The 11828-nt window shown below is 68.5% G+C and carries 12 protein-coding genes; 9 read left to right on the top strand and 3 right to left on the bottom strand.

Annotated features, from left to right (window positions below; translation table 11 throughout):
• Positions 1-53: 53 nt before the first annotated feature.
• Complete coding sequence (locus ACFU99_RS16655; RefSeq protein WP_030879167.1) at positions 54-725, bottom strand: response regulator transcription factor; 672 nt, start codon at positions 723-725, stop codon at positions 54-56.
• 17 nt (positions 726-742) lie between these two features.
• Positions 743-1750: a RecB family exonuclease gene (locus ACFU99_RS16650; protein WP_384391980.1), complete on the bottom strand. Its 1008-nt coding sequence runs from the start codon at positions 1748-1750 to the stop codon at positions 743-745.
• A 137-nt stretch (positions 1751-1887) separates the two neighbouring features.
• Here ACFU99_RS16650 and ACFU99_RS16645 point away from each other — a divergent pair, with 137 nt between their 5' ends.
• The 3 genes from ACFU99_RS16645 to ACFU99_RS16635 all read left to right on the top strand — a co-directional run bounded on the left by ACFU99_RS16645 (position 1888) and on the right by ACFU99_RS16635 (position 4883).
• On the top strand, positions 1888-3138 hold the full coding sequence (locus tag ACFU99_RS16645; RefSeq protein WP_384391976.1) for a site-2 protease family protein: 1251 nt from the start codon (positions 1888-1890) through the stop codon (positions 3136-3138).
• A gap of 44 nt (positions 3139-3182) precedes the next feature.
• Positions 3183-4088 (top strand): tRNA (adenine-N1)-methyltransferase, encoded by a 906-nt coding sequence (locus tag ACFU99_RS16640; protein WP_363129551.1) that lies wholly within the window; start codon positions 3183-3185, stop codon positions 4086-4088.
• Between the two features lie 201 nt (positions 4089-4289).
• On the top strand, positions 4290-4883 hold the full coding sequence (locus ACFU99_RS16635) for a hypothetical protein (RefSeq protein WP_384391972.1): 594 nt from the start codon (positions 4290-4292) through the stop codon (positions 4881-4883).
• 83 nt (positions 4884-4966) lie between these two features.
• Here ACFU99_RS16635 and ACFU99_RS16630 read toward each other — a convergent pair whose 3' ends face one another.
• Positions 4967-5272, bottom strand: coding sequence for a ferredoxin (locus ACFU99_RS16630; RefSeq protein WP_384391969.1), 306 nt, complete (start codon positions 5270-5272; stop codon positions 4967-4969).
• A gap of 254 nt (positions 5273-5526) precedes the next feature.
• Here ACFU99_RS16630 and arc point away from each other — a divergent pair, with 254 nt between their 5' ends.
• The 6 genes from arc to prcA all read left to right on the top strand — a co-directional run bounded on the left by arc (position 5527) and on the right by prcA (position 11775).
• Positions 5527-7293: a proteasome ATPase gene (arc, locus tag ACFU99_RS16625; RefSeq protein ID WP_384391966.1), complete on the top strand. Its 1767-nt coding sequence runs from the start codon at positions 5527-5529 to the stop codon at positions 7291-7293.
• Positions 7294-7660: 367 nt separating this feature from the next.
• Positions 7661-9172: a depupylase/deamidase Dop gene (dop, locus tag ACFU99_RS16620; protein WP_384391963.1), complete on the top strand. Its 1512-nt coding sequence runs from the start codon at positions 7661-7663 to the stop codon at positions 9170-9172.
• A 154-nt stretch (positions 9173-9326) separates the two neighbouring features.
• Positions 9327-9545: a ubiquitin-like protein Pup gene (locus tag ACFU99_RS16615; protein ID WP_018848997.1), complete on the top strand. Its 219-nt coding sequence runs from the start codon at positions 9327-9329 to the stop codon at positions 9543-9545.
• A 3-nt stretch (positions 9546-9548) separates the two neighbouring features.
• Positions 9549-10142, top strand: coding sequence for an endonuclease VII domain-containing protein (locus tag ACFU99_RS16610; protein WP_384391960.1), 594 nt, complete (start codon positions 9549-9551; stop codon positions 10140-10142).
• On the top strand, positions 10094-10939 hold the full coding sequence (gene prcB, locus ACFU99_RS16605; RefSeq protein ID WP_384391957.1) for a proteasome subunit beta: 846 nt from the start codon (positions 10094-10096) through the stop codon (positions 10937-10939). Before ACFU99_RS16610 ends, prcB begins: the two co-directional genes overlap by 49 nt.
• 80 nt (positions 10940-11019) lie before the next feature.
• Positions 11020-11775, top strand: a complete 756-nt coding sequence (gene prcA / locus ACFU99_RS16600) for a proteasome subunit alpha (RefSeq protein WP_384391953.1) — start codon at positions 11020-11022, stop codon at positions 11773-11775.
• Positions 11776-11828: the final 53 nt, after the last annotated feature.

The raw sequence follows: 11828 nt of genomic DNA, 5'->3' as shown, positions 1-11828 counted from the left end.
CCTCGGAAGCGGGCCGCCGGCCGTTTCTCGGTCTCCCCTGCGCCTGCCGCCGCCTACTGCGAGCCGGGACGCACCAGCCCGCTCTCATACGCGTAGACCGCCGCCTGCACCCGGTCCCGCAGCCCCAGCTTGGTCAGCACATGCCCCACATGCGTCTTGACCGTCGTCTCGCTCACGAACAGATCCGCGGCGATCTCCGCGTTCGACAAGCCGCGCGCCACCAGCTTGAGCACCTCCACCTCACGCTCGGTCAGCGTGTCCAGCGTGTCCGGGACCTTCTCCTCACCGGACGGCAGATGCCCCGCGTACTTGTCCAGCAGCCGCCGCGTGATGCTCGGCGCGAGCATCGCCTCGCCGCCCGCCACCACCCGGATCGCCTGCACGAGCTCATCGGCCGGCGCGTCCTTCAGCAGAAACCCGCTCGCCCCCGCACGCAGCGCCTCCACCACGTACTCATCGAGATCGAACGTGGTCAGCACCAGCACCTTCGCCGGACCGTCCCGACCCGGACCGGTGATCTGCCGGGTCGCCTCCACACCGTCCATCCGGGGCATCCGGATGTCCATCAGCACCACATCGGGCTGAAGGGCCCGCACCTGATCGAGCGCCTGAAGGCCGTCGCCGGCCTCGCCGACGACCGCGAGATCCTGCTCGGCCTCCAAGATCATCCGGAAACCGGTGCGCAGCAGCGGCTGGTCGTCGACCAGCAGGACGCGGATAGCCACAGGGACTCTCTCCTTCGCTAGATCTGCCCCATTCTGCCTTGCGACGACTGCTCCGAAGCCACTGACCCGGCCTCCGCACCCGCCTGTGGCCCGCCCTCCCCGGCACCGCCCCCGGGCAGCGACCCGCCCTCCCCAGCGCCCGCCACCGGCAGCGACCCGGCCTCCCCGGCGCCCGCCACCGGCAGCGGATACGGCGGCGGCGTACCCCCGAACTCCGGACACACGGCCTGGTGATCGCACCAGCCGCACAACTTGCTCCGCCGCGGCCGCCAGTCGCCCGTCTCCGTCGCCAGCACGATCGCCTCCCACAAGGCGAGCAGCTTGCGCTCCACCGCCAGCAGATCCGCCTCGCTCGGGTCGTACGTCAGCACCTCCCCGCTGCCCAGATACACCAGCTGAAGGCGGCGCGGCACCTCACCCCGCAACCGCCACATCACCAGCGCGTAGAACGTCATCTGAAACAGCGGCTCCGACCGGAACCGCGGAGCCGGCGCCTTGCCCGTCTTGTAATCCACGAGCCGCACCTCCCCGCTCGGCGCCACATCGACCCGGTCGATGAAACCCCGCAGCGTCAGCCCCGAATCCAGGACCGTCTCCACATACAGCTCCCGGTCAGCAGGCTCCAGCCGCGTCGGATCCTCCAGCGTGAACCACCGGTCCACCAGCCGCTCCGCGTCACCCAGCCACCCGGCCAGCCGCTCACCCTCCGGATCGTCCTCGAACAACTCCGCCAGCTCCGGCCGCCGCGCGAGCAGCTTCTCCCACTCACCCGGCACCATCGCCCGCGCACCCTCGGCCGTACGCTCCACAGCCGGCGCGTCGAACAACCGCTCCAGCACCGCGTGCACCACCGTGCCCCGCGTCGCCGCGGCACTCGGCTTCTCCGGCAGCCTGTCGATCACCCGGAAGCGGTACAGCAACGGGCACCGCATGAAATCGCCCGCCCGCGAGGGCGACAGCGCCGTGGGCCGTTCGGCCGACACGGCCCGGAGCCCGCCCGACCGGGCCTGCGGAATCTTCTCCATGCTCGTTCCCATGCCGCAGACCCTACGGCCCCCCACCGACAACGAGCCGCATACCATCGACGGCAGACCGCCCCGCACTGCATGATCGTGGAAACGCGCCACGCGGACGCGGGGCAGGACGCCGACGAGGGGACACCGTGGAGAACAGCGGGCAGGGCCGGTCCGGCGGGGGAGCGGGCCCCCAAGCCGAGAAGCCCAAAGAGCCCGAAGGCCGCAAACCACGCCGCCCCCGCGAACAGGGCGGCGGCATCCTCATGGGCCGCCCCTTCGGCGTACCCGTCTACGTCGCCCCCAGCTGGTTCCTCGTCGCCGCCCTCATCACCTGGGTCTTCGGCGGCCAGCTCGACCGCGTCCTGCCCGAACTCGGCCGCGCCCGATACCTCGTCTCACTCTTCTTCGCCGTCGCCTTCTACGCCTCCGTCCTCGTCCACGAACTCGCCCACACCATCGCCGCCCTCCGCTTCAGACTCCCCGTCCGCCGCATCCAGCTCCAGTTCTTCGGCGGCGTCTCCGAAATCGAGAAGGACGCCGAGACCCCCGGCCGCGAATTCGTCCTCGCCTTCGTCGGCCCCCTCCTCTCCCTCGTCCTCGCCGGCGTCTTCTACCTCGGCATGCAGACCGTCCAGCCCGGCACCGTCCCCGGCGTACTCCTCGCCGGACTGATGATCTCCAACCTCATCGTCGCCATCTTCAACCTGCTCCCCGGCCTCCCCCTCGACGGCGGCCGCATGCTCCGCGCCGTCGTCTGGAAAATCACCGGCAACCCCATGAGCGGCACCGTCGCCGCCGCCTGGGTCGGCCGCGGCCTCGCCGTCGCCGTCCTCATCGGCCTCCCCCTCCTCACCCAGGCAGGCAGCCTCGGCGACGGAAACGAAGGCTTCGGCAGCGTCGACTCCCTCACCGACGCCCTGCTCGCCGCCATCCTCGCCGCCATCATCTGGACCGGCGCCGGAAACAGCCTCCGCGTCGCACGACTCCGCGAACGCCTCCCCGAACTCACCGTCCGCACCCTCACCCGCCGCGCCGTCCCCGTCGAAGCCGCCACCCCCCTCTCCGAAGCCATCCGCCGCGCCAACGACGCCGGAGCCCGCGCCCTCGTCGTCGTCGACACCGACGGCGCCCCCACCGCCGTCGTCCGCGAATCCGCCATCGTCACCGTCCCCGAACACCGCCGCCCCTGGGTCGCCGTCAGCGGCCTCGCCCAAGACCTCAAGGACGGCATGCGCGTCTCCGCCGAACTCGCCGGCGAAGAACTCCTCGACACCCTCCGCGCCACCCCCGCCACCGAATACCTCGTCGTCGAGGAAACCGGCGAGATCTACGGCGTACTCGCCACCTCCGACGTCGAACGAGCCTTCGTCGCCGCCATGGCCCGCCCCCAGCAATAGGGACCGCGGACGCCCCGCCCCCCACGCCCAGGTAGGCTGGTCACATGTCCGAACCGACCGGTGCCGCCCGCCGTCGCGGCCCCTTCCAAGTCGGGGACCAGGTCCAGCTCACCGACCCCAAGGGACGCCACTACACCTTCACGCTCGAAACCGGGAAGCAGTTCCACACCCACAAGGGTGCCTTCCCCCACGACGAGCTGATCGGTGCCCCCGAGGGCAGTGTTGTCCGAACCACGGGAAACGTCGCCTACCTCGCGCTGCGCCCCCTGCTCCCCGACTACGTCCTGTCCATGCCGCGCGGAGCCGCCGTCGTCTACCCCAAGGACGCGGGGCAGATACTGGCGATGGCCGACATCTTCCCCGGCGCCCGCGTCGTCGAGGCAGGCGTCGGCTCCGGCTCCCTGAGCAGCTTCCTGCTGCGCGCCATCGGCGACCAGGGCATGCTGCACTCCTACGAGCGCCGGGCCGACTTCGCCGAGATCGCCACCCAGAACGTGCAGCGCTACTTCGGCGCCCCGCACCCCGCCTGGACCCTCACCGTCGGCGACCTCCAGGACAACCTCTCCGACACCGAGGTCGACCGGGTCATCCTCGACATGCTCGCCCCCTGGGAATGCCTGGAAGTCGTCTCCAAGGCCCTCGTCCCCGGCGGCATCCTCTGCGCCTACGTGGCCACCACCACGCAGCTCGCCCGCACCGTCGAGGCCATCCGCGAACACGGCACCTTCAACGAGCCCTCCGCCTGGGAAACCATGGTCCGCACCTGGCACGTCGAAGGCCTCGCCGTACGCCCCGACCACCGCATGATCGGACACACCGGCTTCCTGCTCACCGCCCGCCGCCTCGCCGACGGCGTCGAACCGCCGCTGCGCCGCCGCCGCCCCGCCAAGGGCGCCTACGGCGACGACTACACCGGCCCCGGCAGCCAGAGCGGCTCCGCCGAACGCTGAGCCCAGGCCACCCGGCCGCACGCCGACACCCGGCCGTACGCACGACAGGCCCCGCCGCCGAATCCGCTCAGCGGAACTCGACGGCGGGGCCCACGCGTTGAGAGACCACCGGCGCACCGCACTCCGGTGGTGCCACGGCCCCCGCCATATGGCACGATGCTGGACACCCCGACGGCACAGCACTCACAGGAGTCCCCCCGCGTGCAGCCCCTGGCAGGCACGGGCCCCTTCCCCGCGCCCGGCACCCCCTCCCACGCCCGTACCCGCCCCGTGCACTGGATCGCGACCGCCGCGGCCCTCGCCCTCGTCGTCGCCGGCGCGGCCCTCGTCCAGCCCGCGGACGCCACCGCTACCACCACCGCACCACGCTCCGCTACGCCCGCCGGCGGAGCACCCGATGCCCACGCGGCACGGTATCCGCTGGACTGCGGCCGGACAGAGGCAGACGTCGTGGCGAAGGGCTCGGCCGACCTCGACGGCGACGGGCGGCCGGAGACCGTCGCCGTGGTCCGCTGCCACACGGAGGCGGGCACCCCGCCGAGCGGCGTGTACGTCCTCACGCCCCCCGCCTCGGGCGGCGGGCGGCCCAAGGTCGCCGCGACACTCCTCGACCCCGCCCAGCGGATGAGCGTCATGGACTTCCGCGTGTCGGACACCGCCGTCTCGGCGACCCTCCTCGGCTACTCCTCGAAGAACGTGCCGCGTTGCTGCCCCGACAAGCAGCGAGAAGTCAAATGGCAGTGGAAGGACGGGAAGTTCGCCCTCACCGCACTGCCCGCGCCCGGCAGCGTCTGAGTGCACCCGACAGCACCCGACAGCACCGCACCAGCCGGTCACAGGCAGTGCCCGCTGGTCACACGGCGTGTTCGCGACGTCCCTCAGTCGGCGTCGGGCCCGTAAACCTCGACCCGGTCCGCGACCCGGCGCACATGGATGCAGTCCCCGGGGCACTCCTTCGCCGAGTCCCGCACATCGTTCAGCAGCGGAAGCGGAACCGGCGTCGTCGCCCCCTTGTCCTGGAGCAGCTCGTCGTCCGCGCTCTTGACATACGCCAGACCGTCGATATCGAGCTCGAAGACCTCCGGGGCGTACTGCGCGCAGATCCCGTCGCCGGTGCACAGATCCTGATCGATCCAGACCTCAAGATCCTCGGTGCTTTCCCGGTCCTCGCCCTGCACGGTCATCTCGCCTGCCGTTTCCTGCGTCGCGCGTCAAATTCTTGCGGTAAGTCGTGCCAGCCCTGACGGGTGTTGACCGACTCGACGATACAACCGCCCGCTTTCCGATGTTGTTGGGTGGGTATTCCCCTCACGTAAGGACGTGCGCAAGGGTGAAGATCGGACACACCCCGACCGGGTTTGTGATCTAGGGGTTTCAACCTGCACCGGCCCAGGTAGGGTCAGGAAGCGTCCAGCTCCCCTTGGAGGAGGTGAGGACCGTGGCAGCCCACGACGACGACATCAACCGCGGCATCCGGCCGGGGCGAGGGTCTGAGGACCCCGCCGGCCAGGTTGCCTATCTTGAGCAGGAGATCGCCGTCCTGCGGCGCAAGCTCGCCGACTCGCCGCGTCACACGAGGATTCTCGAAGAGCGGATCGTCGAGCTGCAGACCAACCTGGCCGGAGTGTCCGCTCAGAACGAGCGGCTCGCCAACACGCTCCGTGAGGCCCGCGACCAGATCGTGGCCCTCAAGGAGGAGGTCGACCGGCTCGCGCAGCCGCCGGCCGGCTTCGGGGTCTTCCTGCAGGCGAACGACGACGGCACCGCCGACATCTTCACCGGCGGCCGCAAACTCCGCGTGAACGTCAGCCCGAGCGTCGACCTCGAAGAGCTCCGACGTGGCCAGGAGGTCATGCTCAACGAGGCGCTCAACGTGGTCGAAGCCATGGAGTTCGAAAGCGCCGGGGACATCGTCACCCTCAAGGAAATCCTTGAGGACGGCGAGCGCGCCCTGGTCATCGGGCACACCGACGAGGAGCGGGTGGTGAGGCTCGCCGAGCCGCTGCTGGACATCACCATCCGACCCGGCGACGCACTGCTGCTCGAACCCCGATCCGGCTACGTCTACGAAGTCATCCCGAAGAGCGAAGTCGAGGAACTCGTCCTCGAAGAGGTCCCGGACATCGACTACACCAAGATCGGCGGCCTGGGCAACCAGATCGAGCTGATCCGCGACGCCGTCGAGCTCCCCTACCTCTACCCCGACCTCTTCAAGGAGCACGAACTGCGGCCCCCCAAGGGCGTCCTGCTCTACGGCCCGCCCGGCTGCGGCAAAACCCTCATCGCCAAAGCCGTCGCCAACTCCCTTGCCAAGAAGGTCGCCGAAGTCACCGGCAAGCCCGCGGGGAAGAGCTTCTTCCTCAACATCAAGGGCCCCGAACTGCTCAACAAGTACGTCGGCGAAACCGAGCGGCACATCCGCCTCGTCTTCCAGCGCGCCAGGGAAAAGGCCAGCGAAGGCACCCCCGTCATCATCTTCTTCGACGAGATGGAGTCGCTCTTCCGCACCCGCGGCTCCGGCGTCAGCTCGGACGTGGAAAACACCATCGTCCCCCAGCTCCTCGCCGAGATCGACGGCGTCGAAGGCCTGGAGAACGTCATCGTCATCGGCGCCTCCAACCGCGAAGACATGATCGACCCCGCGATCCTGCGCCCCGGCCGCCTCGACGTGAAGATCAAGATCGAGCGCCCCGACGCCGAGGCCGCCAAGGACATCTTCACGAAGTACCTGACCCCGACCCTGCCGATCCACACCGACGACCTGGCCGAGCACAGCGGCTCGGGCGCCTCCGCGGTCTCCGGCATGATCCAGTCGGTCGTCGAGCAGATGTACGCGGAATCCGAGGAGAACCGCTTCCTGGAGGTCACCTACGCCAACGGCGACAAGGAAGTCCTCTACTTCAAGGACTTCAACTCCGGAGCGATGATCCAGAACATCGTGGACCGCGCCAAGAAAATGGCGATCAAGGCATTCCTCGACCACAACCAGAAGGGCATCCGCGTCGCCCACCTCCTCGCCGCCTGCGTCGACGAGTTCAAGGAGAACGAGGACCTGCCCAACACCACCAACCCGGACGACTGGGCCCGCATCTCCGGAAAGAAGGGCGAGCGGATCGTCTTCATCCGCACCCTCGTCACCGGAAAACAGGGCGCGGACACCGGCCGCTCCATCGACACAGTGGCCAATACCGGCCAGTACCTGTAACACCGCCGTCCGGCTGCGGATGTCCTGCACGGGGCGTCCGCAGCCGGACGTATTTTTCGCCTCAACCAATCCCCACCCATACCGACGTGCGCCGACGGACCCCGCAGCGGTTCCGCGACATAATCCAACCGAATCCCACGAACCGCACCGAACGTCAACGAAGCAGCCGCAGCGAAAACCGGACGCCCGCCGACAGGCCGCGCCCGAGCAAAGACTGTAATGATCTCCCCACCGCCGCAAAGCCGTTCTAGGCTCTTCGGTACCGCCGCGAAGCGCAGTGGGGGATCGGGACCGCACACGGACCGGAAGCGCAGCGGTACTTGAGCGCCTACCCCATCCGGGGGCGCCGCCGGGCAAGGAGGGCCGCATGACCGTACGGCGAGTAATGGGCATCGAGACGGAGTACGGGATCTCCGTCCCCGGCCACCCGAACGCCAATGCCATGCTCACCTCGTCCCAGGTCGTCAACGCCTACGCGGCGGCGATGCACCGGGCACGACGAGCCCGCTGGGACTTCGAGGAGGAGAACCCGCTGCGCGACGCCCGCGGCTTCGACCTCGCTCGCGAATCCGCCGACTCCAGCCAGCTGACCGACGAGGACATCGGCCTCGCCAACGTCATCCTCACCAACGGCGCACGGCTCTACGTCGACCACGCCCACCCCGAATACAGCTCCCCCGAAGTCACCAGCCCCCGCGACGCCGTCCTCTGGGACAAGGCCGGAGAACGCATCATGGCCGAGGCCGCCGAGCGCGCCGCCGGCCTCCCCGGCGCCCAGCCGATCCACCTCTACAAGAACAACACCGACAACAAGGGCGCGTCCTACGGCACCCACGAGAACTACCTGATGAAGCGGGACACCCCCTTCTCGGACATCGTGCGCCACCTCACGCCGTTCTTCGTCTCCCGCCAGGTCGTCACCGGCGCCGGACGCGTCGGCGTCGGCCAGGACGGCCACGAACAGGGCTTCCAGCTCAGCCAGCGCGCCGACTACTTCGAGGTCGAGGTCGGCCTGGAGACCACCCTCAAGCGGCCCATCATCAACACCCGCGACGAGCCGCACGCCGACGCCGAGCGCTACCGCCGCCTCCACGTCATCATCGGCGACGCCAACCTCTCCGAGATCTCCACCTACCTCAAACTCGGCACCACCGCGCTCGTCCTGTCCATGATCGAGGACGGCTTCATCGCCGCGGACCTCGCCATCGACCAGCCCGTGCGCACCCTCCACCAGGTCTCCCACGACACCTCCCTGCAACACCTGATCACGCTGCGCAGCGGCCGCACACTGACCGCCGTACAGCTCCAGATGGAGTACTTCGAGCTGGCCCGCAAATACGTCGAGGACCGCTACGGAGTGGACGCCGACGAACAGACCAGGGACGTCCTCACCCGCTGGGAGGACGTGCTGAACCGGCTGGAGCACGACCCCATGAGCCTGGCCGGCGAACTGGACTGGGTCGCCAAGCGCGAGCTCCTGGAGGGCTACCGCCGCCGCGACGGCCTGGACTGGGACGCCGCCCGGCTCCAGCTGGTGGACCTCCAGTACGCGGACGTACGCCCCGACAAGGGCCTCTACAACCGCCTCGCGGCACGCGGCAGGATGAAGCGGCTGCTGGACGAGGGAGACGTCGAGAAGGCCCGTACGAAGCCGCCGGAGGACACGCGCGCGTACTTCCGCGGCCGCTGTCTGGAGCAGTACGCGGACGACGTCGCCGCGGCCTCCTGGGACTCGGTCATCTTCGACCTCCCCGGCCGCGACTCCCTCCAGCGCGTCCCCACCCTGGAACCGCTGCGCGGCACCCGCAACCACGTCAAGGAGCTCCTGGACCGGTGCCGTACGGCGGAGGACCTCGTCCGGGTGCTGTCCGGGGGCTGAACCAGGGACTGAACCAGGGACTGAACCGGGGCTGAAAGGACCGGCGAATGGGAATCATCGAGGTGGTTCCCGGACGTTGGGGAAGTAAAGGGCCAATGTCGGACCCTGCTTGTAGGGTCTGATCAAGTGCATCGAACCGAGCGGGGTGAGGTACATGGCGACCAAGGACACAGGCGGCGGACAGCAGAAGGCGACACGTTCCACTGAGGAGGTCGAGGAGCAGGCGCAGGACGCGCAGGCTGCGGAAGACCTCAAGGAGCGGCAGGAGAAGCTGAGCGACGACGTGGACTCCGTCCTGGACGAAATCGACGACGTCTTGGAGGAAAATGCCGAGGATTTCGTCCGGAGTTTTGTACAAAAGGGCGGACAGTAACGAATGTCCGAATTTGGCGTCGAGAAGAAATGCTCGGCTTGCCAGCAGAGGCTCCCTGCCAGCGCATTCGCGGCTAATAGGTCACGGCCTGACGGCCTCCAGGCCAATTGCCGTGAATGCGCGGCTGAGTACTACAAACGTCGTCAAGAAGCTCGCGGCAAGACCGTCCGCGAGAAAGTGGATGTGGCCGAGGGGTGCAAGCTCTGCCGTACGTGCGGCGAGATCAAGCCCCACAGCGAGTGGCATCGCAATGCGACCGCCTCGGACGGCCTGTCGACGCGCTGCAAGGCTTGCCGTGTCGTTCAGGGGCGGGAGGGCCATCTGAGGCGTCAGTACGGCATGACCGAGGCTGAGCGTGACGAGATAATCGCCTCCCAAATGGGAATCTGCGTGATCTGTCTCAATGCCCCGGCCGTGCATGTGGATCACTGCCATCAGACGGGTAGGGTCCGTGGCGTACTGTGCTTCAACTGCAATTCGGCCATCGGCAAGTTGGGAGACGATCCCGACACCTTGCGTCGGGCCATCGCATACCTGGAAGGAAACGCGTGGAAGCCAACACTCGTAGCTCAGGGCGTCTACCAGCTGCCTTCCTGACGCCCGGCTCGTCCTCGTTCATGGACTTCCTGAGCGAGCACTCTCCGGAGATGCTGCCGGGCAACCGGGAGCTGCCGGCTGTGCAAGGGGCCGTCGAGTTGCCGCACGGTACGACGATCGTGGGGGCGACGTTCTCCGGCGGTGTGGTGCTCGCCGGTGACCGGCGGGCGACGATGGGCAATGTCATCGCGCAGCGCGACGTGCAGAAGGTCTACCCGGCCGACGAGTACTCGGCCGTGGGGATCGCCGGTACGGCCGGGCTGGCCGTGGAGATGGTCAAGCTCTTCCAGTTGGAGCTGGAGCACTTCGAGAAGGTGGAGGGTGCGACGCTCTCGTTGGAGGGCAAGGCCAACCGCCTTTCGACCATGATCCGCAGCAATCTCGGGATGGCCATGCAGGGCCTTGCCGTGGTGCCGCTCTTCGCGGGCTGGGACGTGGGCCGTGAGAAGGGCCGGATCTTCTCCTACGACATCACCGGCGGGCGCTCGGAGGAGTACGGCTTCGCGGCCATCGGCTCCGGTTCCGTGTTCGCGCGGGGGGCGCTGAAGAAGCTCTACCGCGACAACCTGACGGAGAGCCAGGCCATCACGCTCGTCACCCAGGCGCTGTTCGACGCCGCCGACGACGACTCGGCGACCGGCGGGCCGGACCTGGCGCGCCGTATTTACCCTGTTCTCACCGTGATCACCGATGAGGGGTTCCGGAGGCTGACCGAGGGGGAGGCGTCCGAGGCCGTCCGTGCGATCCACGAGCAGCGGTTGCAGGAGCCTGACGGCCCGCGGGCCGAGCTGCTCTAGCCCGCCGGACCTGTGTCCGTATGTTCCCCCGCCGCCGCTGGGCGGTATCCCAGCCACTGACAGAAAGGGACGGATAGCCGGTGTCGACGCCGTTCTATGTCTCACCCCAGCAGGCCATGGCCGACCGCGCCGAGTACGCCCGCAAGGGCATCGCGCGCGGCCGCAGCGTCGTCGTGCTCCAGTACGCCGACGGCATCGTCTTCGTCGCCGAGAACCCGTCCCGCGCGCTGCACAAGGTCAGCGAGATCTACGACCGGATCGCCTTCGCCGCGGTCGGCAAGTACAACGAGTTCGAGAATCTGCGGATCGCCGGTGTGCGGTACGCGGATCTGCGCGGCTATACGTACGACCGGCACGATGTGACGGCGCGTGGTCTGGCGAACGTCTATGCCCAGGCTCTGGGCACCATTTTCTCCAGTGCGGCCGAGAAGCCGTATGAGGTCGAGCTGATCGTCGCCGAGGCCGGGGAGGGTCCGGAGGACGATCAGATCTATCGGCTGCCGCATGACGGTTCGATCGTGGATGAGCACGGTTCGGTCGCGGTCGGCGGGAACGCGGATCAGATCAGCAGCTATCTCGATCAGCGGCATGTGGACGGCATGACGCTCGGCGAGGCGCTCAAGCTCGCTGTGGAGTCCTTGTCCCGGGACAACAACGGCGGGGAGCGCACGCTCACCGCGGAGCAGTTGGAAGTGGCGATCCTGGATCGTACGCGGCCGCAGCAGCGGAAGTTCAAGCGGCTGTTGGGGCGGCAGCTGACGCGGCTGCTGGCGGACGGTGAGGGTTCTGCGGAGGAGGCTGACGACTCGGCGGAGGGTGCGGACGCCGAGGAGTAGTCCGGCGGCTGTCGGATTCTCCGGTTTCTTGTGCCCGTGGCGGGCCTTTACGG

Source organism: Streptomyces sp. NPDC057654, assembly GCF_042800135.1.
In the GTDB taxonomy this organism is placed as follows: Bacteria; Actinomycetota; Actinomycetes; order Streptomycetales; family Streptomycetaceae; genus Streptomyces.
The sequence above is the reverse complement of the archived record's forward strand: the minus strand, read 5'-3'. Positions and strand labels throughout refer to the sequence as shown.

Bases quoted from the DNA above. Each gene is read 5' to 3' on its own strand.
- ACFU99_RS16650 (WP_384391980.1), bottom strand. From the start codon at position 1,750: ATGGAGAAGATTCCGCAGGCCCGGTCGGGCGGGCTCCGGGCCGTGTCG.
- ACFU99_RS16640 (WP_363129551.1), top strand. From the start codon at position 3,183: ATGTCCGAACCGACCGGTGCCGCCCGCCGTCGCGGCCCCTTCCAAGTC.
- ACFU99_RS16630 (WP_384391969.1), bottom strand. From the start codon at position 5,272: ATGACCGTGCAGGGCGAGGACCGGGAAAGCACCGAGGATCTTGAGGTC.
- dop (WP_384391963.1), top strand. From the start codon at position 7,661: ATGACCGTACGGCGAGTAATGGGCATCGAGACGGAGTACGGGATCTCC.
- ACFU99_RS16615 (WP_018848997.1), top strand. From the start codon at position 9,327: ATGGCGACCAAGGACACAGGCGGCGGACAGCAGAAGGCGACACGTTCC.
- ACFU99_RS16610 (WP_384391960.1), top strand. From the start codon at position 9,549: ATGTCCGAATTTGGCGTCGAGAAGAAATGCTCGGCTTGCCAGCAGAGG.